25 protein-coding genes are annotated in these 23,610 nt (G+C 30.0%); 12 read left to right on the top strand and 13 right to left on the bottom strand.

Going from position 1 to position 23,610, the window contains the following annotated elements:
* Window positions 1-41 precede the first annotated feature (41 nt).
* The 6 genes from ASC44_RS14965 (at window position 42) to ASC44_RS14990 (ending at window position 5,611) form a co-directional block, all read left to right on the top strand.
* Window positions 42-1,685, top strand: a complete 1,644-nt coding sequence (locus ASC44_RS14965; protein ID WP_083476320.1) for a YHYH protein — start codon at window positions 42-44, stop codon at window positions 1,683-1,685.
* Window positions 1,686-1,707: 22 nt separating this feature from the next.
* Window positions 1,708-2,031: an EF-hand domain-containing protein gene (locus tag ASC44_RS18390; protein WP_055448434.1), complete on the top strand. Its 324-nt coding sequence runs from the start codon at window positions 1,708-1,710 to the stop codon at window positions 2,029-2,031.
* Window positions 2,032-2,110: 79 nt separating this feature from the next.
* Window positions 2,111-2,917: a YHYH protein gene (locus ASC44_RS14975; RefSeq protein WP_055437614.1), complete on the top strand. Its 807-nt coding sequence runs from the start codon at window positions 2,111-2,113 to the stop codon at window positions 2,915-2,917.
* Window positions 2,918-2,929: 12 nt separating this feature from the next.
* On the top strand, window positions 2,930-3,553 hold the full coding sequence (locus ASC44_RS14980) for a toxin-antitoxin system YwqK family antitoxin (RefSeq protein ID WP_055437615.1): 624 nt from the start codon (window positions 2,930-2,932) through the stop codon (window positions 3,551-3,553).
* Window positions 3,522-4,217: an SCO family protein gene (locus tag ASC44_RS14985; RefSeq protein ID WP_055448435.1), complete on the top strand. Its 696-nt coding sequence runs from the start codon at window positions 3,522-3,524 to the stop codon at window positions 4,215-4,217. Before ASC44_RS14980 ends, ASC44_RS14985 begins: the two co-directional genes overlap by 32 nt.
* 335 nt (window positions 4,218-4,552) lie before the next feature.
* A complete protein-coding gene (locus ASC44_RS14990; protein WP_055448436.1) occupies window positions 4,553-5,611 on the top strand; it encodes a WD40/YVTN/BNR-like repeat-containing protein in 1,059 nt (352 codons plus the stop codon).
* 44 nt (window positions 5,612-5,655) lie between these two features.
* Here ASC44_RS14990 and ASC44_RS14995 read toward each other — a convergent pair whose 3' ends face one another.
* The 7 genes from ASC44_RS14995 to ASC44_RS15025 all read right to left on the bottom strand — a co-directional run bounded on the left by ASC44_RS14995 (window position 5,656) and on the right by ASC44_RS15025 (window position 12,790).
* Complete coding sequence (locus tag ASC44_RS14995; protein WP_055448437.1) at window positions 5,656-6,114, bottom strand: hypothetical protein; 459 nt, start codon at window positions 6,112-6,114, stop codon at window positions 5,656-5,658.
* Window positions 6,115-6,181: 67 nt separating this feature from the next.
* The gene (locus ASC44_RS15000) at window positions 6,182-6,700 is read right to left on the bottom strand and encodes a hypothetical protein (RefSeq protein ID WP_152973347.1); all 519 of its coding nucleotides are present in this window, start codon (window positions 6,698-6,700) and stop codon (window positions 6,182-6,184) included.
* Between the two features lie 70 nt (window positions 6,701-6,770).
* Window positions 6,771-7,313 carry an RNA polymerase sigma factor gene (locus ASC44_RS15005; protein ID WP_055448439.1) on the bottom strand — a complete coding sequence of 181 codons (543 nt, stop codon included), beginning with the start codon at window positions 7,311-7,313 and terminating at the stop codon, window positions 6,771-6,773.
* Between the two features lie 315 nt (window positions 7,314-7,628).
* Entirely contained in the window at window positions 7,629-9,458 is a 1,830-nt protein-coding gene (locus ASC44_RS15010; RefSeq protein WP_055448440.1) for an ABC transporter ATP-binding protein, read from the bottom strand.
* On the bottom strand, window positions 9,459-11,189 hold the full coding sequence (locus ASC44_RS15015; RefSeq protein WP_152973348.1) for a phospho-sugar mutase: 1,731 nt from the start codon (window positions 11,187-11,189) through the stop codon (window positions 9,459-9,461).
* Window positions 11,190-11,256: 67 nt separating this feature from the next.
* Window positions 11,257-12,222, bottom strand: a complete 966-nt coding sequence (locus tag ASC44_RS15020) for a glycosyltransferase family 2 protein (RefSeq protein ID WP_055448441.1) — start codon at window positions 12,220-12,222, stop codon at window positions 11,257-11,259.
* Window positions 12,223-12,256: 34 nt separating this feature from the next.
* Complete coding sequence (locus tag ASC44_RS15025; protein ID WP_055448442.1) at window positions 12,257-12,790, bottom strand: DUF4199 domain-containing protein; 534 nt, start codon at window positions 12,788-12,790, stop codon at window positions 12,257-12,259.
* Window positions 12,791-12,947: 157 nt separating this feature from the next.
* Here ASC44_RS15025 and ASC44_RS15030 point away from each other — a divergent pair, with 157 nt between their 5' ends.
* The 5 genes from ASC44_RS15030 (at window position 12,948) to ASC44_RS15050 (ending at window position 16,952) form a co-directional block, all read left to right on the top strand.
* The gene (locus ASC44_RS15030; RefSeq protein ID WP_055448443.1) at window positions 12,948-13,199 is read left to right on the top strand and encodes a type B 50S ribosomal protein L31; all 252 of its coding nucleotides are present in this window, start codon (window positions 12,948-12,950) and stop codon (window positions 13,197-13,199) included.
* 148 nt (window positions 13,200-13,347) lie between these two features.
* Window positions 13,348-14,523, top strand: a complete 1,176-nt coding sequence (locus tag ASC44_RS15035; RefSeq protein ID WP_055448444.1) for a GlmU family protein — start codon at window positions 13,348-13,350, stop codon at window positions 14,521-14,523.
* A 103-nt stretch (window positions 14,524-14,626) separates the two neighbouring features.
* Complete coding sequence (locus ASC44_RS15040; RefSeq protein WP_055448445.1) at window positions 14,627-15,337, top strand: lysoplasmalogenase family protein; 711 nt, start codon at window positions 14,627-14,629, stop codon at window positions 15,335-15,337.
* 72 nt (window positions 15,338-15,409) lie between these two features.
* Entirely contained in the window at window positions 15,410-16,108 is a 699-nt protein-coding gene (locus tag ASC44_RS15045) for a lysoplasmalogenase family protein (RefSeq protein WP_055448446.1), read from the top strand.
* Between the two features lie 145 nt (window positions 16,109-16,253).
* Window positions 16,254-16,952 (top strand): lysoplasmalogenase, encoded by a 699-nt coding sequence (locus ASC44_RS15050; protein WP_055448447.1) that lies wholly within the window; start codon window positions 16,254-16,256, stop codon window positions 16,950-16,952.
* 248 nt (window positions 16,953-17,200) lie between these two features.
* On the opposite strand, the gene ASC44_RS15055 is transcribed toward ASC44_RS15050, so the two are convergent.
* From ASC44_RS15055 to ASC44_RS18395, 5 genes are all read right to left on the bottom strand, one after another.
* On the bottom strand, window positions 17,201-18,817 hold the full coding sequence (locus ASC44_RS15055) for an ABC transporter substrate-binding protein (RefSeq protein WP_055448448.1): 1,617 nt from the start codon (window positions 18,815-18,817) through the stop codon (window positions 17,201-17,203).
* An 8-nt stretch (window positions 18,818-18,825) separates the two neighbouring features.
* Window positions 18,826-20,226: a hypothetical protein gene (locus tag ASC44_RS15060; protein ID WP_055448449.1), complete on the bottom strand. Its 1,401-nt coding sequence runs from the start codon at window positions 20,224-20,226 to the stop codon at window positions 18,826-18,828.
* Window positions 20,227-20,381: 155 nt separating this feature from the next.
* Window positions 20,382-20,594: a hypothetical protein gene (locus ASC44_RS15065; protein WP_055448450.1), complete on the bottom strand. Its 213-nt coding sequence runs from the start codon at window positions 20,592-20,594 to the stop codon at window positions 20,382-20,384.
* 13 nt (window positions 20,595-20,607) lie between these two features.
* Window positions 20,608-21,414, bottom strand: coding sequence for an ABC transporter ATP-binding protein (locus tag ASC44_RS15070; RefSeq protein WP_241491438.1), 807 nt, complete (start codon window positions 21,412-21,414; stop codon window positions 20,608-20,610).
* Window positions 21,354-21,761, bottom strand: coding sequence for a hypothetical protein (locus ASC44_RS18395; RefSeq protein ID WP_241491439.1), 408 nt, complete (start codon window positions 21,759-21,761; stop codon window positions 21,354-21,356). Before ASC44_RS18395 ends, ASC44_RS15070 begins: the two co-directional genes overlap by 61 nt.
* 105 nt (window positions 21,762-21,866) lie before the next feature.
* On the opposite strand from ASC44_RS18395, the gene mtaB reads away from it, so the two are divergent.
* A complete protein-coding gene (gene mtaB / locus ASC44_RS15075; RefSeq protein ID WP_055448451.1) occupies window positions 21,867-23,201 on the top strand; it encodes a tRNA (N(6)-L-threonylcarbamoyladenosine(37)-C(2))-methylthiotransferase MtaB in 1,335 nt (444 codons plus the stop codon).
* Between the two features lie 60 nt (window positions 23,202-23,261).
* Here mtaB and ASC44_RS15080 read toward each other — a convergent pair whose 3' ends face one another.
* Window positions 23,262-23,558 (bottom strand): N-acetyltransferase, encoded by a 297-nt coding sequence (locus ASC44_RS15080; RefSeq protein WP_055448452.1) that lies wholly within the window; start codon window positions 23,556-23,558, stop codon window positions 23,262-23,264.
* Window positions 23,559-23,610 lie beyond the last annotated feature (52 nt).

Consider the following 23,610-nt stretch of genomic DNA (forward strand, 5'->3'; position numbering starts at 1 on the left):
TATTTTAAAATTATACATCTAAACATTAAAAGCAAATTAAAATGAAGAACAATAAACTAACACTTACAATTTTTACATTACTACTAACTATAGGTTTATATGCACAAGGACCTCCAGGCGGTGGTAGAGGTGGAAAAGGTGGTGGACAAAGAGGCGGACAGCCTGATGCTTCAGAAATCTTTTCTAAGTTAGATACTAATAACGATGAGAAAATCGATAAAGATGAAGCTTCCAAAGATAAAAGAGGGAAAATTGCTGAAGATTTCGACGAAATAGATAGTAACGAAGACTCATTCATCGATTTAGAAGAATTAAAAGATTCTTTAGAGAATAGATCATCTAAAAGAAAACCTAAAAAAGTATCTCCTAAAAAGTTAATAAAAGAAGTCGACGATAACGGAGATGGTTTATTGAACGCGTTAGAAATTGCAGTAAAAAGAAAGCATGATTTAACTGAAAACTTTGCAGAAATAGATACGAATGGTGATGGCGAACTTGATTTGGCAGAGTTAGAAGCCTATTACGCAAACTCTAAAGATGATAATTCAAAAAAAGAAAAAGAGATTAAGTTTTTAATACTAAACGAAACGATGAAAAATAATTGTAAAATTATAGCTATTTTTACTATTGGTCTACTAGTTAGTTGTAATAGTCATAAAAATAAACATAGTCACAACGGAGTAGATTACCACTCACACAATGACGAAAATAATGTTAACGACAAAAATAATTATTTTGAAGCGTATAGTTTAGAAGATGAAAGTTATGGTACCAAAACAGAGGTTACAATTTTAGGTAACGATCGTGTTATGGTAACCAATTCTTTACCAAATCATAAAACTGGAGTATTTCCAAATCAAGGTAATCCAAATAGTATTTCTGCTCAAAATATAACCTATACTTTTCCGTTAAACCCAAAATATACAGGTGAATCTCAATGGATGAGAGAGCCAGGTGTAGCACTTAATGGTATTAAATTTGAACCTCAAACGGCTGAGGTTGTTGTTTGTGAAACTGGAGAAAATTATAGAGTAGAAGCAATACAAAATGTAATTGACTTAGGTTTAGACTTTAATCATGCACACGTACAACCAACAGGAACATACCATTATCATGGTACACCAACATCTATGATTGAAAAATTTGACACAGGCGAAGACCTAGTTCATATAGGTTTTGCACATGATGGTTTTCCAATGTATTACTCAAAAAGCGGAAAATATAAACCAAGTTATAAATTATTAGAAGGTAATAGAGAAGGAGAGAATTGTACTTACGATAATCCTATGGAACATATGGATATATCGTTAGGCGGTCATCATGATGGTACTTATGGTTCAGATTACGAATATGTAGATACTTATGGCGATTTAGATGAGTGTAATGGTATTACCATCGATGGAAAATATATGTATTTTGTAACTAATGAGTTTCCATATGTAGGACGTTGTGTTATGGGAGAGGTAGAGACACAACAACAAGGACCGCCAAGAGGAGAAGGACAAGGAGGGAGAGAAGGAGGAAGACCTAGCATAGCTCAAATTTTAGAACAAATGGATGCAAATAAAGACAGTAAAATTTCATTAAATGAAGCAAAAGGTCCCTTAAAACAAGATTTTACTCAAATAGATTCGAATAAAGATGGTTTTCTTTCAAAAGAAGAACTAACAAAAACAAAAAAATAATTAATATTTAAAAACAGAATAATTGAAGGCACAATTAAGAAATATAGCAGTAGTAACTTTAGTAGTAATATTTACAAGCTGCGGTACTACAAACTCAAATACAACAACTAGTAAAAGTGAGCAAACCGAAAGAAGAGTAGGTAAACAAGGTGGTGGAGAACGTCCTAATGCGGCTCAAATGTTAGAACAAATGGATACTAACAACGATGGTAAGATTTCTAAAGATGAAGCAAAAGGACCATTAAAAGATGGTTTCTCAAAAATAGACACAGATAGTGATGGTTTTATTTCTAAAGAAGAGTTAGAAAAAGCACCTAAACCTGAAAGAAGAGGAGGTAAGAGATAAAAAATAAAATTTTTAAAATAAAACACAAGTTTTATTTTATTTCAGCATCTAAAGACTAAAACAATAAATATATATAAACATGAAAACAAATTTTAAACCTTTAATATTAACTGCAATTACAGCTTTTGCTGTATTTGCGTGTACTAGTAACGATGATAGTTCAACAAGTGCAGATAGTAATGATACCGATGAAATTGCAGACGAAGAAGTAGTAACAGAGTTGCATGCTGCCTATGGAGCGTTTAATGCAGATGCAGTTACCGCTATTTTATCAGATGATGGAACTGAAGTCTATATTGAAACAACAGGTTTTCCAGATCATACTTCAATTTATTGGGAAGAGGATAATGCACTTTATCTTGATGAAACTAGTGCCGGTGTTGTGAAAACAACTCAAAACACTTATATTGGTGGAGGTCAAGGAGAGGCTGCAAGTTTTACAGTTGATGCCATACCAAATTTAACGGGTAGTACTGTTTCTACACAATTAAATACTATCGGTATTGCGGTTAGTGGTGCATCTATATTTAATGACCAAGAAGGTGCAGGAGATTTAGATGATGCTGCTGGAAGTTTAGATTGGGCTGGTGGTCATAAAGGTCCTGGTGTGTATCATTATCACTTAGAACCTACACCAATTTCTAGCGATGATGATAGTTTAGTTGGTATATTGCTTGATGGTGTATTTATTTATGGAAGACAATGTAATTCTACAGGAACAAATCCTACAGATTTAGATGCGTCAGGAGGTCATACATCTACTACACAGTATACAGCTGGAGAGGAAGAGTATCATTATCATATTATTAATGAAGTCTATACTACAGGTAATTACGCATATACACCTGCCTATGTTCTTTTTGCAGGACCTTTTCAAGGATACTAACATTTATAAAATATGAAACCAATTCTTTTTTTTATACTTATTACTTTTTCAATAACGAGTTGTAATGAAGCTTCATCTAGTAAAAGTGCTAATACCGTTACTAATGAGGATTTAACTATTGTTATAGATACTGTTGAAGTACTAAAAAAAGAATTAGTTCTTAATGGTAATAAAGGAAGATGGTATTATAAAGGTAAACCATTCAACGGCTACTCTATAAAGTTATATCCAAATGGTACTTTAGAAGAAAAATGGGGATTTTACAATGGTAGAAGAGAAGGTGTTGCTAGACGCTGGACCAAAAACGAAACCCTTCAGTTGGAATCTTATTACGAAAACAACCGTTTAGTAGGTGAGTATAAAACATGGTGGGATAATGGTGTTTTATCAGGAGAAACTTATTACGAGAAAGGCGTTAAGCAAGGCGTTGAGCGAAAATGGTATTCAAGTGGGCAATTGTTTAAATTAAGAAACTTTGTTGATGGAAAAGAACATGGTTTCCAAAAAGCTTGGTTAGCTAACGGTAAACAATATGTTAATTATGAAGCTAAAAATGGTCGTATTTTTGGTTTAAGTAGAGCAAATTCATGTTATAGATTAGAAGATGAAGTTATTATTAGAAATAAAAAAATATAGAATCGTATTACTATTTTTATTAGTACTTACAATAAGTTGTAAAGAACAGATAAAAAAAGAAAATATTAAAGTTGTTGAAACTAGTCGAGTAGATTATTTACCGTTTTATCAAGACGAATCTTTTACTCCTCATTGGTTGACGCCTGGTTCTAAAGAAGAAAAAAGTTTTCATAAAATTCCCGATTTCAAATTGTTAAACCAATTAGGAGATACTATTTCACAAAGTACTTTTCAAAATAAAATATATATAACGGATTTCTTTTTTACAACCTGTCCTGGTATTTGTCCACAAATGACTGACAATATGACGAAAATTCAGGAAGAATTTAAAGAGGATGACGACATTTTATTATTGTCGCATTCAGTAATGCCAAATACAGATACAGTCTCTGCTCTAAAAAACTATGCTAATAACAATAATGTTATAGATAACAAATGGCATTTAGTTACAGGTGATAGAAATGAAATTTATGCGCTTGGAAGAGATCATTATTTTGTAGAAAGTGACTTAGGAGAAGTAAAAACTATTGATGATTTTCTTCATACTGAAAACTTTTTATTAATAGATAAGAATAAGCATATAAGAGGGATTTACAACGGTTTAAATAGAGCCTCAATTGCACAATTAATAACAGATATTAAAGCACTTAAAGATGAGAATTGATTGATAGCATTTTTTTGTTTTTTTAGCTTCACAATTATTTGTGAAGCTTTTTTATTTGAAAGCAGTATTAGAAGCGTAGTGAAAATTTCTATTATTAATTTTTGTTATAAGTAGATTCTTTTGTTTTTTTTGAATTTGATTGTAAAGGAACTAAGAGACGCAAGCGTTTTGTAAACAAATATGCACTATGCTAACATATTAGTTGTGTAATATGATTTATACGTTTTATATCAATATTAAAGTAAGATCGACTATTTTTTAAAAGCTTCACGATTATGTCGTGAAGCTTTTTTACTTTTATAGAAATTAAGAAATTAAGAAAATCAAAACAGCAAATGAAAAAGTTTTTAATCACCTTATGTATTACATTATCAATATTTTCTTGTAAGAAAGAAGAAGAGAAAAAAGAGTTTTTTATTCCTAGAGAACTTTCAGAAGTAGAAATAGGTTTATTAATTAAAGATTCTACTTTAAATGTTCGCGCTTTAGAACTAGTAAAGGGATATGAAGGACTGTTTTTCCTGACTTCTAATGGAGAAGGAGGTATGATAGATGAAGATGAGGTAGTTTATCCAATAGAAATTGATGAAGAGAAGGAAGAATTAAATTTTAGAGCTTTTGCGAGTACTAGCGAAGCAGGTTTTGCTTTATCTGTGGCAAGCCCAACTTATTTGTATAAAATAGGAGACCAAGAAACTACAATTGTTTACCAAGAAGATCACGAAAAAGCATTCTATGACGCTATGGCTTTCTGGAACGATAAAGAAGGTATTGCTATAGGTGATCCTACAGACGATTGTTTGAGTATAATAATTACTAGAGACGGTGGAAACACCTGGACAAAATTATCTTGCGATATTTTACCAAAAGCTAAAAAGGACGAAGCAGCCTTTGCAGCAAGCGATACCAATATTGCAATAATAGGAGACGAAACTTGGGTCGCTACTGGAGGAGGAGCAAGCCGTATTTTGTATTCTCCAAATAAAGGAGAAACTTGGGAAGTTTTTAATACTCCAATTGTACAAGGTAACGGACCACAAGGTATGTATAGTTTAGATTTTTACGATAATAAAAACGGATTTGCCATAGGAGGAGATTACACAAAGCCAGCAGACAGTTCTGCTAATAAAATAAGAACGGCAGATGGTGGTAAAACGTGGCAATTAGTTGCGAAAAACCAAAACCCTGGTTATAGAAGTTGCGTACAGTACATTCCAGGTAGGGAAGCTAAAGAATTAGTTGCCATTGGTTTTAAAGGCATAGATTACTCTAACGATGCAGGAGATTCCTGGAAGCATTTAAGCGACGAAGGTTTTTACACACTTCGTTTTGTAAACGATAGTGTTGCTTATGCAGCAGGGAGTAAGAGGATTGCTAAACTTACTTTTAGATAAATTTTTTACATAAAAAAAGCAGCCAATGGCTGCTTTTTTTTTAATTATTTTTTTGACTTTTCTCCTTTATGCCTGCTTTTAAATTCTTTTATCATTTTTGATCTAAAAGAGTATTCGGCAAATTTTAGTTTTAAAATTTTTGTTGAAGAAAGAATTGAACTTAATTTTTGATAATAATCTTTTTCAGTTTTATACTTAGTATCTTCAATTTTTGAAATCTTTTCTAATAGTTCTTTTGCCTCCGTCTCAGTTATTATAGTTTCAGAGTCTGAACAAGATAATTCTTCTAATCGATTTCTTACCTTATTGTGTCTAAGTTTATAGTGTACTTCTTGGTTAGCATTGTAAACTGGCCAAAAAGCTTGAGCTTCTTTTGCAGTTAAATCTAATTGTTCTGTAATATGAGCCACTTTTAAGGCTTTTATTTTTTCCTTATCGGGCTTTTGTGCAAGACTATTAATTGACAATAGTAAAGCGAAAAAGGGTATTAATATTGTTTTCATCTTTGCTTTTATTTTTTTAGAGGTAAAATGTGTTCGTGTATTAAAATTTGTATTCTTTAATTTAAATTTATTTTACGCTCGGTTCATTTTTGTTTTTATTTTTTAAATTTTTTTTTGAATATAAATCTTGAATATATTCATCTTCTAAGTAACTGTTTAATGTTTCGTCACTTATTGTATACTCAATAAACTGTCCTTCGCTTAACTCATTATCTTGAAAAAGAGCAGTTAAATCTCCAATTTCAGTTTCATCTAAAATGTAATTGTCTACAGTAGTTGTATCTAAATCGTTATAGGATAAAGGTGAATTATCAAAAACGTTTAAGCTAAAGAACAATACTAATGCTGCAGCGATGCTTGAAACCATTAGCATATTTTTCTTGGAGAAAATAGAGATAACTTTTGTTTCTTTTTTTACAGAAACAGTAAAATTATCTAAATAACCTTCGGGTGTTTTAAAACCAGAATTACTTACTAAATTTTTAAGTTTAGCTTCGGCTAAAATGGAGTCTTCTAATCCTTCAAAATAATTTTGAGGAATTTTAAATCCTGAATCTTTAATGTTATGTAAGTTTTCGTTTTTCATGTTTACTTTCCGATACATCGGAAATATTTAATTGTTTACTACTATTAGGACTTCAAAATCATCAAATAGTTTAATTATTCGTTAAATAGGCTTCAATTTTTTTTGTTGCTATGTGATAAGAAGCTTTTAAAGCGCCTTCACTAGTATCTAAAATTTCAGACATATCTTTGTATTTAATGTCTTGAAAATATTTCATATTAAAAACCAATTGTTGCTTTTCTGGTAAGGTTGCAATTGCTTTTTGAAGCTTAAGTTGTATAGCGTCACCTTCAAAATAAACATCAGATTCCATATTGTTTATGGCTAAGTTTTGAGCTTCTTCATTAGTGATTTGTAATCGTTTTGCATTTTTGTTTATTAAGGTAATAGCTTCGTTAGTTGCAATTCTATAGAGCCAAGAATAGAGTTTACTGTCACCTTTAAAACCATCGATACTTCTATAAACCTTTATAAATGTATTCTGTAACACATCATCTGCATCGTCATGAGACTTTACAATGTTTCTAATATGCCAATACAAACGTTCTTTATATTGTGCTACAAGCTCTCTAAAAGCAGCATCTTTATTGCCTTTAGCTTGTAGTTGAGATATAAGTTCGGTTTCTGCGTTCACTAAATCGATTTTCTTTTAGACTACTATAATTCAATTTAGTTTAAAATAGGTTTAATTTTTTTATAAATTGAAAAGATCACTGGATTTATTTATAGGCTGGCACTCCTGTTTTTAACAATTTTATTAACAGTAAATCCGACTAAAAGATGTTTTTAAGCGATTAAAAGTAATAAAGTTAGGTTGGTAACTAAAATTAGTATAAATTTGTTTTAGAAAATAATACTTATGTTTTAGATGCCCCAAATCTATTCGTAGAATAAAAAAGGATAAACGTTATGTTTATCCTTTTTTTATTTATTACTGCTATATCTTTAATTATTCAAAACTTTGCATGTCGACAAGCTTTTTGTAAATGCCATTTAAAGCAATGAGTTCACTGTGTTTACCTTGCTCTGCAATTTCTCCTTTATGCATAACAATTATTTCATCTGCGTTTTGAATCGTAGATAGTCTGTGCGCAATTACAATAGAGGTTCTGTTTTTCATCATGTTTTCTAAAGCAACTTGAACTATGCGCTCGCTTTCTGTGTCTAATGCTGAGGTGGCTTCGTCTAAAACCATAATTGGAGGATTCTTTAAAACAGCTCTTGCAATACTTAAGCGTTGTTTTTGTCCTCCAGAAAAATTGTTTCCAGCATCTCCTACATTAGTTTCTATACCTTTAGATAAATCTTTTACAAATTCCCAGGCATTAGCTATTTTTAAGGCTTCTATAATTTCTTCTTCTGTAGCGTTCTCTTTACCAATTAAAAGATTGTTTTTAATAGTGTCATTAAATAAAATAGAATCTTGTGTCACTAAACCCATTAAACCACGAAGCGATTTCTTAGTAATGTCTTTAATGTTATTGTTATCTATTTCTATACTACCTTCGTTTACATCGTAAAAACGAGTAAGTAAATTTGCAATCGTACTTTTTCCTGAACCAGACTGTCCTACCAATGCAACTGTTTTTCCTTTTGGTACTTTAATAGAGAAATTCTTTAAAACAGGATCGTTGTCGTATTTAAAAGTAATATTATTAATTGCTATTTCATTATTAAAATGGTCTAATGATTTAGCATTTGAAGCATCTGGCATTGTATCTTCTTCGTGTAAAATTTCGAATACACGATCTGCAGCAGCAATTCCATTTTTAACGCGATAAGATGCTTTGCTTATTGCTTTTGCTGGTGTTAAAATACCATAGGCAAGAACCATAAAACCAATAAAAGTTGTGCCTTCAATAACTTTATCTATTAATACTAATTTTCCACCATACCATAATAATATAGCAATGGTTATAATACCTAAAATTTCACTAACAGGACCAGCAAGATTGTTTTTAAGACCAATACTATTAGATAGTTTTAATAATCTATCTGCAGAGTTTTTAAAATTATTTTTAAAAACAGGTTCTGCAGTATAGCTTTTAACAATCTTTAATCCTGTTAGAGTTTCTTCAACTATAGAAATTAATCTACCAGATTCTTGTTGTGCTGTTAATGATTGGCTTTTAAGTTTTTTTCCAATTCTTGAAATAACAAATCCAGCAGTTGGTATAAATACTAATACAAAAATTGAAAGCTTCCAATTGATAAGAAACATTGTTCCTATCGCAAATATGATGTTTAAAGGTTCTCTAACAATCAATTCTAAGACGATAAATAAAGAATTTTGCATTTCTCCAATATCGCCTAAAATTCTAGCCATAATGTCTCCTTTACGTCTTTTAGAATAGAAACTTAAAGGCAGATTAATAATATTATCATACATATCATTTCTTAACGCAGTTAACACTCCGTTTTTTAGATACATTACATGTTGGTTAGCTAAATAGCCAAAAAGATTTTTTAATGTGAAAGTAGAAATAACAATTGCTATTACAACAACTAAAGCCATTTGTTCATTGTCATTGTGTAGATATCCACTTACTTTATAGTTTAGTAAATCATTTCCATAGTCTAATAAATTACCAATGCCTTTTAATACAGGTTCTTTTGTTACTCTATTAGTTTTATCGAATAATACATTAAGCATTGGTATTAATGCAACAAAAGATAATGTTGTAAACAATGCATTTAAAACATTAAAAATCACGTTTAAAATCACGTGTTTCTTAAAATTTTTTATAAAAGGTAATAATTGAATTATTATTTTTTTCATCTAATTAAGTTGCATGTCTTTTAAAATAGCATCAATCTTATTTTCCAATAGTTGTTCCGTTTCTTTAAAAGCAGACACATTGTCTAATGTCGTGTTTACACTAATATAAAATTTAATTTTAGGCTCCGTTCCGCTAGGTCTTAAGGCAATTTTACTACCATCTTCTGTATAATAAATTAAAACATTAGATTTTGGAACATCTAAAATATATTCTTCCTGACTTTGAATGTTCTTTGCAATAGAAGACTGATAATCTTCTATTAAAACTATTTTTTCACCGTTTACATTTTTCAATGGATTCTCGCGGGCATCAATCATCATTTGCTTTATTTCTTGAGCACCTTCAATTCCTTTTTTAGTTATAGAAACTAAACGTTCTTTGTATAAACCATGTGCTACATAAAGTTTAACTAGCTCTTGGTAAACACTGCTGCCTTTTGCTTTTGCTTGAGCAGCAATTTCGCATGCTAGTAGAGTAGAAGTAACAGCGTCTTTATCGCGAACAAAATCGCCAACCATAAACCCGAAACTTTCTTCACCACCACCAATAAAGTCAAGTTCAGGAAAGTCTTTTATCATTTTAGCAATCCATTTAAAACCGGTTAAACCAATTTTAGACTCTACGTTGTAAGATTCGGCTAAAACGCTCATCATTGGTGTAGAAACAATAGTACTAGCAATAAATTGATTGCCGTTAATTTTGTTCTCACTCTGCCATTGTTTTAATAAGAAATCCGTCATTAATAACATCGCTTGATTTCCGTTTAAAATAACAAGTTCGTTATCTAGATCTCTAACAACAACGCCTAATCTGTCGCAATCTGGATCTGTACCAATTACAATATCGGCATCTGTTTTACTCGCCAATTCCATAGCCATTTTTAAAGCTTCTGGCTCTTCTGGATTTGGAGAGACTACTGTTGGGAAATCGCCATTTGGTTCGCGTTGTTCTTCAACTATATTAACATTGGTGTAACCAGCACGATTTAATGTTTCTGGTACTGCTGTAATAGATGTTCCGTGAAGAGATGTAAATACGATGTTTAAATTTTCTCTCGCTTCCGCGGAAGTATTAAAGCTTCCGTTTTTAACAGAGGCATTAATAAAAACGTCGTCTACTTCTTTACCTATATATTGAATTAATTTTTCATTTGCATCAAATTTAATTTCAGCATAGTCTAAATTATTAATAACCGAAATAATTTCAGCATCTTCCGGTGGAACCAATTGTCCGCCATCTTGCCAATATACTTTATAACCGTTGTATTCTGGAGGATTATGTGAAGCTGTTAAAACAATACCACAATGGCAGTTTAAGTGTTTTAAAGCGAAAGATAATTCTGGAGTTGCGCGAAGGTCTTCGAATAAAAAGACTTCAATATTATTGGCCGAAAACACATCTGCTACTACCTTAGCTAAGCTTTTACTATTGTGTCTACAATCAAAAGCAATAGCAACTTTTAATGTTTCGTTAGGAAAAACCTTATGCATATAATCGCTAATGCCTTGCGTATTTTTTCCTAATGTATATTTATTAATTCTATTAGTACCAATTCCCATTACACCGCGCATGCCACCAGTTCCAAATTCTAAATCTTTGTAGAAACTTTCTTTTAGTTCTTTAGGATTTGTACCTATAAGATCTTTAATATGTAATTGAGTGTCTTTGTCAAACGCTGGAGTTAACCAAGTATTGACTCTATCTAATAATTTTGGTTCTATATGTATCATGAGTAGGATAGTAAGTTAATAGAATATAAAAATAAGCATAATATAAAAGAATATATTTAGCTCTATGTTAAGTTAGTGTTTTGGCATTTAAGTTTAATTCCTCTTTTACCAAATAACGTTTTTTGTTTTGTTTAGAGCGTAAAATTATTTCACCTAAAAATCCAGCAATAAAAAATTGGGTACCAATAATCATGGTAACTAGCGCAATGTAAAACTGAGGTCTTTGTGTTATTAATCTTCCATCTGTATGAAAAAACAACTTGTCTATTCCTAAATATAATGAAAAAGCCAAGCCAATAGCAAACATAATAACGCCTAATGCTCCAAATAAATGCATTGGTCTTTTTCCAAAACGCGATATAAACCAAATGGTAATTAAATCTAGAAAACCATTGATAAAGCGTTCCATTCCAAATTTAGTTTCACCATATTTTCTTGCTTGGTGCTGTACAACTTGCTCTCCAATTTTTGTGAAACCTGCGTTTTTGGCTAGTACCGGAATGTATCTATGCATTTCTCCACTTACTTCTATATGTTTTACAACAATATTTTTGTAGGCTTTTAAGCCACAATTAAAGTCGTTAAGTTTTACGCCAGATGTTTTTCTTGCTGCCCAATTAAATAATTTAGACGGTAAGTTTTTGGTAAGTTTATTATCGTAACGTTGCTTTTTCCAACCAGAAACAAGGTCAAAATGCTCCGTAGTAATTTTATTGTAAAGCGAAGGTATTTCTTCTGGATTATCCTGTAAATCGGCATCCATAGTAATAATAACATCACCTTGTGCTTTTTCGAACCCAGCGTGTAATGCTTGAGATTTTCCAAAGTTTTTTAGAAACCGTATGCCTTTTACATTAGCATCGGTTTTAGAAAGTGTGTCTATAGTTTGCCAAGAACCATCTGTAGAACCGTCGTCTATAAAGATTATTTCATAAGAAAAACGATTGGATTGCATAACTTTTGCAATCCAATCGTGTAATTCTGTGAGAGATTCTTGTTCGTTAAGTAGTGGTATGACTACAGATATGTCCATATATTATTTTGAAATTGATACTTCAAATATAAGCCTATAATGCCTTTTCTGGGTCTCTTTTAACTATTAAAGCTACAATAAGACCTATTACTGCCTGAATAATTAAAAATATTGCATTCGATTGTAATTGAGGTGCTATAGAAAATTGATTTTTTTGAGCTTCCATCTGTTCTACGGCTGTCGCAACAGCTTCTTCTGGAGCATTAAAACTGCGCATCATTTGTACAGAGGCTTCAATTGTTTTCTCTTTTAAAGCTAAGGCAGCTTCAGGATCAACAAAATTGAAAATTATAATACTTATAACCATACTAATTAATATTCCAATGGCAACAGTAATAAAGTAAGAGCTAAAGGCTTCTTTAAAAGTAATAAAACCGTCTTGCATTTTTTTCGATTTTAAAGCCGAGACTATTCCAAATGCGATAATTGCGATAAATAGTATTATTCCAAGCCACCATTTAGTTAAAAGTTCTAGATATAGGGCATAACCTAAAATGGTAATAATTGACATTAATCCTCCTAAATAAAGGCCAAGATTAATTGCAGATGATTTTGTTGATGTTTCCATATATTTGTAGTTTTTAAGTTAATTATAATGGTTAGTTGCCAAAGATAAAAAAACGTTACAGAAATAAGTTTAAATTATTTTTAAAATAATAGTGTGAGTTTGCAAAAAATGACTAAATTTGCACCTCGAATTTAGAATACAATTAAAGCATAAAGCGATGAAAAAAGGTATACATCCAGAAAATTATAGACTAGTAGCATTTAAAGACATGTCTAACGAAGACGTATTTTTAACAAAATCTACAGCAAATACAAGTGAAACTATCGAAGTAGATGGTGTTGAGTATCCAGTAGTTAAAATGGAAATCTCTAGAACATCTCATCCATTTTATACAGGTAAATCTAAATTAATAGATACAGCTGGTCGTATTGATAAGTTCAAAACTAAATACGCTAAGTTTAAAAAATAATTTAAACTACAATATATTAAAAAGCTTTCATTTAAAATTGAAAGGACTTTTTTGTTTTCAGTATTTAGACTATTTTTGTTTTAACCCTAAGTTCTAAAGAAAAAGTAAGTTTAACTTTTACTTTATAGCTTTTAATCTTTACTTTTTTATGAATTACATTCTCTTCGATGGTCCTGCAAGAAACCAATTATTACCATTTACTTATACGCGACCAGTTGCAGATATTAGAGTAGGTATTTTGACCATTCGCGAAAAATGGGAAAAACATTTACTAGCAACTACAACTACTATAACAGAAGATTATTTGTCTGAAAAATGGCCAATGGTGGAAATGGAAGACAATGTGATGATTAATGCTTCCTTTTGTCCTACTGAAGATTTGGTTGATAAAATTAAGAGCTTGAAGAAAAATCAGGCAATTTTTAAGGATGAAGAAGTTGTCGCTTTCTTTACTGAAGAAGATCAAGAAGATATCGATTTATCTACTTTTAAAGCTATAGAGTTTGAGGGAGATTTATTAATTATAGAGCACACTTGGGATATTTTTTCTAAAAACGCAGATGCAATTGCTCAAGATTTTGAGTTGTTAACAAAGGATAGGGAAACACAACCAATACCTAAATCTAATAATGTAATAGCTCCTGAAAATATTTTCATAGAAGAAGGAGCAAAGCTTGAATTTGCAACACTTAATGCAAGTTCTGGTCCAATTTATATAGGTAAGGATGCAGAAATTATGGAAGGTAGTATGGTTCGTGGACCGTTGGCTTTGTGTGATAATGCGACTTTAAAACTTGGAACAAAAATTTATGGAGCAACAACTGTAGGACCACATAGTAAAGTTGGAGGAGAAGTTAATAACTCTGTCTTATTTGGGTATTCTAATAAAGGACACGATGGTTTTTTAGGAAATTCTGTAATAGGAGAATGGTGTAATTTGGGTGCCGATTCTAATAATTCTAACCTGAAAAATAATTATGCAGAGGTTAGGCTTTGGGATTACGAAACCGAAGGTTTTGCTAAAACAGGTTTACAATTTTGCGGTTTAATGATGGGAGACCACAGTAAATGCGGTATTAACACCATGTTTAATACAGGAACTGTTGTAGGTGTAAACGCTAATATTTTTGGAAGTGGTTTTCCAAGAAACTTTGTGCCAAGTTATAGTTGGGGAGGAAGTGCTGGTTTTACAACGTATTTAACAAAAAAAGCTTTCGAGGTTTGTAAAGTTGTTATGTCTAGAAGAGCACTAGAATTTACTGAAATAGACCAATCTATTTTAGAGCATGTTTTTGAAGAAACTAGTAAGTTTCGAAGAGCCTAAATATTTTTTAAGGCTTGGTAATGAGTAATTAAAGTATTTTTTTGTAAGTCTTTAATTGTTAAATTTAAATTAAAAGTTTATATTCGGTATCCCAACTACCAACATGAAATTTATTTTTAAAAATACATTTAGATTTTCAGTTTTATATATCGCACTATATCTTTTAGATACTTTTTTTAAGAATAATGATGCGCTATATGCCTTTCGGTACATTTCAAAAATAATATTAAGTTTAAGCTTATTACTATTTTATCTTTTTAATACTAATCAGAAAGATGCCAATAAAAAGAAGTTAGTCATTACAGCTCTAAGTTTTTTTATTATTGGAGACTTTTTTTTTATTTCTGGAAACTATGGTAATATGTTTCATTTTGTAATTGCTAGTTTCTTATTTGTTAGTGCGAAAATATGTTACTCTATTCGGTTTTTAAATAACGAAGACTTTAATATAAATAAATTAATTCCATTTTTATTTTTCTGCTTTATATACATGAGTATTGTCATGTCTATTGTTTATCATAATTTAGGTAAATACTTCATCCCATTATTACTCTATTTGTTTGTTGCTATGCTTTTAATGCAATTTGCTTATTTAAGAAAAGGTGAAGTAAATGCTCCTAGTTTTTGGTATGGTATAGTAGGAGTAATAGCATTTATGATTGCAGATAGTATAAACATACTTAAAATGTTTTATAATCCTTTAATAGCGTACAATAAGATAACTGTTATGTTCTTTTATTGCTTGGCACAATATCTAATTGTATTAGGGATTTTGAAAGAGAACAATTATAAAAAGAACATAGATTTAAAATAATTTAATGAGTTTAAATTGCTTTGTGTTTACTTATATAATAACATTTATTAATACATAATTTTGAAGCCCCAAATGCTTGAGAAACTTTTTAATATTAATAAGCCATATTTTGTAATTGGTTATTTTTTATCTTTATCCTTAGATCTTTGGGGAAAATTATATTTAAACCCTTTTCCATATCGGTATCTTACTAAATCACTATTAATGGTTTTATTAATAGTATTTTATATAAGAAACTCTAGAGGCAACGACAAAAAAAAACACTATTTAACTTTAATATCTTTGTTTTTATTTTGGGTTGCAAGTATTGCTGTAATTAATCATATTAATAATTTGAGGTTTATTATAGGTATGTTGTTTTTTATTTTAGCTAAGGTGAGTTATTGTTTTAGATTTACTAATACAAGAGATTTTAAAATTTCAAGATTATTACCATTCTTAGCAGGAAGTTTTGTTTTAATGGTATTAGTTTTTGCTATTATTTATAGAGGTTTGGGATATTTTTTTATACCGGTTTTAATCTACTTTTTTGTCTCTTTATTATTATGTTTATTTGCTTATTTAAGAAAGAATGATGTTAATGCCAGGAGTTATAATTTGGTATTATTAGCGATGTTTTTTTTAATACTCTCAGAGATTATTATGGCTATAAAAACTTATTATATAACTATTCCTTTTCAAGATATTTCGGTTATGCTTTTTTATGGAATAGCTCAATTTCTAATTGTTTTTGGGATTTTAGTAGAAGTAAAGGTTGTTGAAGAGGTTTGATTAATAAAAAAATTAATTAATTATAAAATTATAGTCGTAATTATTATTTCTCTATAATAATTAGACGTTTATAATTCTTTAAATAAAGAAAAGAATGAAAATGTTTTTTTGATTAACATTTTAATAAATAATTTTAAAGTTCCAAATGCTGGATAAATTTTTCAATATTAAGAAGCCTTACTTTATTATCGGTTACTTTCTAGTTTTACTATTAGATATTGGTGTTAAAGTCAATCTAGAGCCTTTCCCATTTCGTTATTTTACTAAACCACTTTTAATGTTGGTTCTTATTCTTTTTTACATTAAAAATCATACTGCTGTAGCTAAGGAAAAACATAAGTATATGTTAGTAGCCCTTTTTTTATTTTTACTTGCCGATATCACAGTTATTAACCATCTAAATAAAATACTTTTCATTATTTCAATGTTCATGTTTATAGGAGCTAAAGCTATGTATTGTTTACGTTTTACAAATTATAGAGATTTTAATTTAATACGATTATTACCATTTTTATCAGGAATTTTTATTCTAATGGTTTTTGTTTTTTTTCTTATCTATGATAATTTGGGCAACTATTTTATTCCCGTTTTAATTTATTTTTTTGTTTCTCTTTTATTGTTTTTGTTTGCGTATTTGAGGAAGAATGATGTTAATAATAGAAGTTATAACTATGTAATAATTGCAATGTTTTTTTTCTTATTTTCTGAGGTAGTTATGGTTTTAAAATCATTTTACAAGCCACTTCCATTTGAGGGTATTCTAGTTATGTTATGCTATGGTATTTCTCAGTTTTTAATTGTTTATGGCATTACAATAGAAGTTAAAATGGATGAAGTTGAATGATAAATATTATGTTTTTTAAATTTTAATTATAAGTTGTTGTTCAAAATGCTATTATGCTAGTTTATTCACCAACAAACTTTATTTTTTATACTATTGTTTAGTATTTTAATTTTAGATTCTTTTGGCAAGTTGAATTTTGATTAAATCTCATATAAGCTAACTTCTAAGTCACAAGTGATTCTATAGAATATCTCAAAATTTTATTATCATGGTCTTGGTGAAAGAAGAGAGTATTAAAAATGAAATTGTTACTTTTTAGTTACACGTTTTAATTCTAGCATATTTATTGGATTTATTCCCAAGTTAGTTACATTTTTTCTTGTGAATCTAACAACTTCGTCATAGTATAAAGGAACAATAGGTGCTTCTTGCATAACAATACTATCCATTTTAGAGTAAAGGGCTTCTCTTGTTTTTGTGTTGGTTTCAGTAAATGATTGAGTATACAACTTATTAAAAGTATCACTTTTAAAATGAGTATAATTAGGGCCATTTGGTGCAAAATTCTCACTGTAATAAAGTGATAAATAATTTTGAGCATCTGGGTAGTCGGCAACCCAACTAGCTCTAAATAAATTTAGTTTACCGTTTGCTTTCGCCCCTTTTAAAGTAGATGCAGGTATAACATCGACATTAACTATTAAACCTGTTTTTTGTAATTCTCGTTGTATGTATTCGCAGAAATTTAAATAGTTACTTGTTGTTGTAATGGTTATTTCGGGAGCATTAATACTCGTTTCCGTTTTAAATTGATTTATAAGCGCTTTAGATTTTTCAGGATTATAAGTATAGCCAATAGTTGCATTGTATCCAGGTAATCCTTTTGGAATAAAACCACCATTTGCGGGAATACCAATACCATTACGCAAGTAAGTCATCATTTTTTGCCTATCGAATCCGTAATTTACAGCTTGCCTTATTAATTTAGATTGCATTTCGGTAGTTTCCGAATCCATGTAAAAGGCTAAATATTCAGTGTTTAAATATGGTCCACGAATCATGTTAATATTAGCTTGGTATTTAGCTCTTAACTCACCTTTACTAGTTAAAATATCATCTTGATAAGAAGCGTCTAAAGAGTTTAAGAAATCTAGATTACCTTGGATAAATTGTAAAAATTCACTTTGCTTATCTGGTAAGAAAGTAATGGCAATAGCTTCTAAATACGGAAGGCGTTCGCCACTATTGTCTTTTTCAAAGTAATTATTATTCTTTCTAAAAACCAGTTTAATATTTTCTTCCCAACGTTTAAATTTAAAAGGTCCAGTACCAATTGGGTTCGCTCTAAAATCTGTTCCAAAGTGTTCTACAATTTCTTTTGGCACAACAGAGCAGTATTTCATTGTTAGTTTTCCGATGAATGATGGATCTGCGGATTTTAATTTTATTACTAACGAATCTTCAGAAACCGAACGGATATCGTAAATATTATTAACAACCCAACTGCCTGAAGAAGCAAGGTCCTCATTACAATTTCTAAACAAGCTGTATTCGAAATCCGAGGCTTTTACAGTACGTGTAGAATCTTTGCCAAACAATTTGTGTTTATGGAAATAGACATCGTCTCTAAGTGAAAAAGAGTAGGTGAGTGCGTCTTGAGAAATAGACCAGTTTTTAGCGACACTTGGTTGTACATTTAAGTCGCTGTCCATTTGTACTAAGCCATTAAATAATTGGTTTACAGCCCAAATATCTGCATTGCCTTTTGCAAAAGCAGGATCTAGAGAACCAATATTTTTATGCTCATTATATCTAAATACTTGATTTAGATTTTTAGTGTTTTTATCATTTCCGCAAGAAATAAAAAGCGAAACTAATAGTAGTAGCAATATGTATTTAGTAGTGGTATCTAAGTTCAAAATCATATTTAAATTTAGCCTTCTGGCATTGCTTTCCAATTTAATATTTTTTTAGAAAAAAAGTAAACAAAAATAAAACCTATAACTAGAAAAATGATGCTCCAAAGCATAGGATTTAGAGATTCTAGTAATTGAAAACAATTTTCTTTACGATAAAAGTAATCTTCATATATTAATCTACAATTATCTTTTTGGTGCATGGTTATAATAGCGCAAATTAAAATAAGATATGGAACAAACCCTACAAAAGAGATATTGATAAAAATAGCTGCAATTTGTTTTTTTATTTTAGTGCTCATAAATAGGGTGACACCAAGTATTGTTGTGCCTATAATAAAAGCAAAATAAGCTATAATATATTCTAAATCATTACTTATTGAAATAGTATAATCAAATAGTACAACTACTAAAGAAGCAAAGATTATAAGAATTACAGTTGCTATTATTGAGAATAATAAAGGTTTTAAACCAGTTAGTCTAAACACCATAATCAACAAAGCAATTACAAAACTAATCCATAAATAGAAATGAACTTCAAATGAAACAATGGGTTTAGTTTTTAACTCATCTATATTTTCAAAGACAATACCTAAGCTGTCACTTTCTAAATAATATTCACTTTTAAAATCTTTGTATAGTTCTTCAAAAGGTGTTAATTTATCTTTATATTCTAAATTATCATGCTCTATAAAGCGTTTTTCATCATTAATAATATGTTTTAGTTTAAAGTTTTCTGGCTGGTAAACCATAAACAACCAAGCTTCTGGATTTAGGTTATTTCTAATTTTATATTTTTCAGAAAGTATTAAGAAATTTGATAAAATAGATTTTATTTCATCTTGATCATTACGTTCTAAGAGCTCGTAATGCGCTTTATTTAAATTTAAGAGTTCTTCTTGTTTTTCGAATTTCTTATAGGCTATTGGGTTTTCATAATAATCAAGGTTGTAAGCGTTATGGTAGTAGTTAGAGTCGAAAGTGTTGGTTTTAGAAGAGTAAAACTGCTTCGAGTAGTTGTAATAACTAGGTTCTATAGTTTTTATATAAGGTGTAATATCTTGTACTTCATTCTTAAAGTAGTACGTAGTCGTAGAATCGTTACGTTCTGTATACACATTGTATTGGTAGTAATCACTATTAATTATAGGATCGTCCAATTTTCTAGTCTCGATTTTTAAATCGTAGAATTGATATTCATCATCCAAAAATTGATAATATACTTTAGTATAATCGATATTTTCTTTTTTATTTTCACAATACCATTCGTTTAAGGGTGTAGGGAAATTTACATTATCGATGGTATAATTTTTAATACCATGAGAGAAAAAAGGAGATGTTTTGTTTGCAAGTGCAACGTCTTTTATCATTTCCGTATCTTCATAGGTACTCGTTATATAGGTTTTTACTCCTGTCATATAGGAGTAATAAAAGGTAGTAGACAAAAAGATAATAATAAAATATAGTAGGAATTGTTTAAAAATATCTATTTTTTGTGTTGGATAAAAGCTTTTGAAACTATTGTTTTTAAACATGAAAAATAACCAAGTTACGAGAATAACTAGCGATATCATTACACTAAAAAGTACCATTCCATTTCTATAAAAAATAGCGACAGCATTTCTTTCGTGAAGAGTTTCTGGATTTGTAAAACAACCAAGGCCAAAAAGAAAAAAATAAAATGAATAATAGCGGTTATGCCTAATATCCAAACCACTTTAGTATTCCATAAAGTTGGATAGTTTTCTAATAAATATTTGTTTGTTTTGTGTATGAATTTTTTCATGTAAAGTAAAAGTTTAAGAAACAAAAAAGCGACGTGTTGAATCTGAGATGTTTCTAATATAAGTAACTTCAATTTTATGTTTCCCTAATGTTTCTAAAACCGAAGCAAAAGGTGTTTCAGTAGAGAAATAGGCAATATAAATACCACCATTAAAAACGAGTTTATTTAATTGAAGCGGATTAAAAAGTTTGGTTAATGTCTCTCTAGAAGCATTGCAATCTAGTTCTACTATAAGTTCTGTTTTAGTCTTCTCTATAGTATTAGAAATGTTTTCTTTATATTTTCCATCTTTTAAGTAGATGACTTTGTCAGACACTTTTTCGACTTCGTAAAGTTGTTGAGAACTTAATATTAGTGCAATAGGATTGTTTACAGAGTTACAAATAGATTTTAAGTCTTCTAAAATTACTTGTTGGGCAAGTACATCTAAATTGGCTAAGGGCTCATCAAGTAATAATACTTCAGGTTTTCTTAGTAATGTTCTAGCTAACTCAAATCTCATTTTATAACCAGAAGATAATTCGCTCCATTTTAGGTGTTTATAGTTCCAAAGGCCTAATCTCGCAATTATCATGAGTACTCTGGTTTCATTTTCTTCAGCAGGAATACCATAACTAGCCAACACAAATTTTAAATTGTCTTTTAAACTGCCATACCATTTTTTTGTACGCTGCGGTATGTAAACTAAGTTAGAGCGCAATTGAAACGAACTTTTTATTGCGTTATCAAAATTATAATCTATTGTGCCTTCTGTCGACTTTAGTTCGTTGGCCAACACACGGAGTAAGGTTGTTTTTCCGTTTCCGTTTTCACCAACCAAACCATATACGTTACTTTTTTTATTTTTAAAGAAATTGGACCAAGTTCGAATCTATTGTGGCCATAATTTTTTTTTATATTTTCGGCGCTAATAATTGGTTTAGAAATATCGTATTCCGGAACCATTTCTTGGGATACTGTTTCTAGTATTTTTAAAGATTTCTCAATTAATACTTCTTCTTGGTTTGGGTTTTTTTCTTTCCAATCTGTTAGCGCTATAATATCTCTATAAATATCAAGATTCTGAGTGTCTGTAACACAATCGATTAATTTTCTGTAACCTAAAACAATATCATTGTTTTTTAAGAACTGGGATACTTCTTCTATTCTTTCTTCAAATTTTGTCATATTTTAAAGCACTTATAAACTTACTTGCAAACAATTACTTAAATTTGCAACCTTTAAATAAAGTAAGAAGTAAATATAATACCAATTTAATAATAAACTTAAATTTTGCCAGTAAATACAAAAAAGAAAGTCGCATTTTATACTTTAGGTTGTAAGCTTAATTTTTCTGAAACTTCTACAATAGCTAGAAATTTTAAAGATGAAGGTTTCGAGCGAGTAGATTTTTCTGAAACTGCAGATATTTATGTTATAAATACCTGTTCTGTAACCGAGAATGCCGACAAGCGTTTTAAAACAATAGTTAAGCAAGCTCAAAAAGCAAATGCAGATGCTTTTGTTGCAGCAGTTGGTTGCTATGCCCAATTAAAACCACAAGAGTTAGCAGATGTTAACGGTGTGGATTTAGTACTTGGTGCAACCGAAAAATTTAAGATTACAGATTATTTAAATGACCTCTCAAAAAATGACTTTGGAGAAGTACATTCTTGCGACATCGATGAGGTCGATTTCTACGTTGGTAGTTATTCAATTGGAGATAGAACACGTGCGTTTTTAAAGGTGCAAGATGGTTGCGATTATAAATGTACTTATTGTACTATTCCATTAGCAAGAGGTATCTCGAGAAGTGATGAGTTGCAAAATGTTTTAGATAATGCCAAGGAGATTTCTTCAAAAGGTATTAAAGAAATTGTTTTAACAGGAGTTAATATTGGAGATTATGGTAAGGGTGAATTTGGCAACAAAAAGCATGAACATACATTTCTAGAATTAGTGCAAGCCTTGGATAAAGTTGAAGGCATAGAACGACTTAGGATTTCTTCGATAGAGCCAAATTTACTTAAAAACGAAACTATAGATGTTGTTAGTAAATCTAGAGCATTTGTACCACATTTTCATATTCCATTGCAAAGTGGACATAACGATATATTAAAGTTAATGAAACGTCGCTACATGCGAGAGTTGTATGTAGACCGTGTTGCTAAAATTAACGAAGTTATGCCGCATGCCTGTATTGGTGTAGATGTTATTGTTGGTTTTCCTGGCGAAACAGAAGAACACTTTTTAGAAACTTATAATTTTTTAAACACGCTCGATATTTCTTATTTACATGTGTTTACATATTCGGAAAGAGATAATACTGAAGCAGCAAGTTTTGAAAACATTGTACCAAAGAATGTAAGAAGTAAGCGTAGTAAAATGTTACGTGGCTTAAGTACTAAAATGCGTCGTGCTTTTTACGAAAAACAAATAGGTACTTCTAGGTCTGTTTTGTTTGAAAGTGAAAATAAAGCAGGTTATATTCATGGTTTTACAGAAAATTATGTAAAAGTAAAAGCACCATGGGATCCAGAGTTGGTGAATACTATACATCAAGTTAACTTAACGAATATTGATGATGATGGATTAGTTAGGTTTGATTTTGAAAGTGTTATGGCATAAAAAAAACTGAAATCTAGATTTCAGTTTTTATTTTTTTGTTTCTATTATTTTGTAAAAGAATTAGATTCTCAAACCAACAGGTAATAACTTTTTGTATTGCCTGTTTTTTCTAATAAATTTAGCAATTACAGGATTTGTAGGTACAACACTTAAATTACGTTCTTCTATGTTTTCAAAAACTAATTTTAAAAAATCAGAAGTAAAATTTTCGTCTGTAATTTCTTCAGGAATAATTAATTTGGTTAAAAAGATTTTTCGTTCTTGCAAAGAGTATTCAATCTTAGCAAAATGTTCTCCAATTTTTAATTCAAATTGACGTTGAAAGTCGTTGTCAACCAATTCAGCAGCATCAGTCATAATTTAATAAGTTTAATTTAATGTTAAGGGAGCAAAGAGAGTGCTATCTATT

The organism is Lacinutrix mariniflava, from assembly GCF_001418015.1.
GTDB lineage: Bacteria > Bacteroidota > Bacteroidia > Flavobacteriales > Flavobacteriaceae > Lacinutrix > Lacinutrix mariniflava.

What these genes read in the sequence shown, in the direction of transcription:
- ASC44_RS14965 (WP_083476320.1), top strand. Translation starts at nt 42, where the DNA reads ATGAAGAACAATAAACTAACACTTACAATTTTTACATTACTACTAACT.
- ASC44_RS14975 (WP_055437614.1), top strand. Translation starts at nt 2,111, where the DNA reads ATGAAAACAAATTTTAAACCTTTAATATTAACTGCAATTACAGCTTTT.
- ASC44_RS14980 (WP_055437615.1), top strand. Translation starts at nt 2,930, where the DNA reads ATGAAACCAATTCTTTTTTTTATACTTATTACTTTTTCAATAACGAGT.
- ASC44_RS14985 (WP_055448435.1), top strand. Translation starts at nt 3,522, where the DNA reads ATGAAGTTATTATTAGAAATAAAAAAATATAGAATCGTATTACTATTT.
- ASC44_RS14990 (WP_055448436.1), top strand. Translation starts at nt 4,553, where the DNA reads ATGAAAAAGTTTTTAATCACCTTATGTATTACATTATCAATATTTTCT.
- ASC44_RS14995 (WP_055448437.1), bottom strand. Translation starts at nt 6,114, where the DNA reads ATGAAAACAATATTAATACCCTTTTTCGCTTTACTATTGTCAATTAAT.
- ASC44_RS15000 (WP_152973347.1), bottom strand. Translation starts at nt 6,700, where the DNA reads ATGAAAAACGAAAACTTACATAACATTAAAGATTCAGGATTTAAAATT.
- ASC44_RS15010 (WP_055448440.1), bottom strand. Translation starts at nt 9,458, where the DNA reads ATGAAAAAAATAATAATTCAATTATTACCTTTTATAAAAAATTTTAAG.
- ASC44_RS15015 (WP_152973348.1), bottom strand. Translation starts at nt 11,189, where the DNA reads ATGATACATATAGAACCAAAATTATTAGATAGAGTCAATACTTGGTTA.
- ASC44_RS15020 (WP_055448441.1), bottom strand. Translation starts at nt 12,222, where the DNA reads ATGGACATATCTGTAGTCATACCACTACTTAACGAACAAGAATCTCTC.
- ASC44_RS15025 (WP_055448442.1), bottom strand. Translation starts at nt 12,790, where the DNA reads ATGGAAACATCAACAAAATCATCTGCAATTAATCTTGGCCTTTATTTA.
- ASC44_RS15030 (WP_055448443.1), top strand. Translation starts at nt 12,948, where the DNA reads ATGAAAAAAGGTATACATCCAGAAAATTATAGACTAGTAGCATTTAAA.
- ASC44_RS15035 (WP_055448444.1), top strand. Translation starts at nt 13,348, where the DNA reads ATGAATTACATTCTCTTCGATGGTCCTGCAAGAAACCAATTATTACCA.
- ASC44_RS15040 (WP_055448445.1), top strand. Translation starts at nt 14,627, where the DNA reads ATGAAATTTATTTTTAAAAATACATTTAGATTTTCAGTTTTATATATC.
- ASC44_RS15045 (WP_055448446.1), top strand. Translation starts at nt 15,410, where the DNA reads ATGCTTGAGAAACTTTTTAATATTAATAAGCCATATTTTGTAATTGGT.
- ASC44_RS15050 (WP_055448447.1), top strand. Translation starts at nt 16,254, where the DNA reads ATGCTGGATAAATTTTTCAATATTAAGAAGCCTTACTTTATTATCGGT.
- ASC44_RS15055 (WP_055448448.1), bottom strand. Translation starts at nt 18,817, where the DNA reads ATGATTTTGAACTTAGATACCACTACTAAATACATATTGCTACTACTA.
- ASC44_RS15060 (WP_055448449.1), bottom strand. Translation starts at nt 20,226, where the DNA reads ATGACAGGAGTAAAAACCTATATAACGAGTACCTATGAAGATACGGAA.
- ASC44_RS15065 (WP_055448450.1), bottom strand. Translation starts at nt 20,594, where the DNA reads ATGAAAAAATTCATACACAAAACAAACAAATATTTATTAGAAAACTAT.
- ASC44_RS18395 (WP_241491439.1), bottom strand. Translation starts at nt 21,761, where the DNA reads ATGACAAAATTTGAAGAAAGAATAGAAGAAGTATCCCAGTTCTTAAAA.
- ASC44_RS15080 (WP_055448452.1), bottom strand. Translation starts at nt 23,558, where the DNA reads ATGACTGATGCTGCTGAATTGGTTGACAACGACTTTCAACGTCAATTT.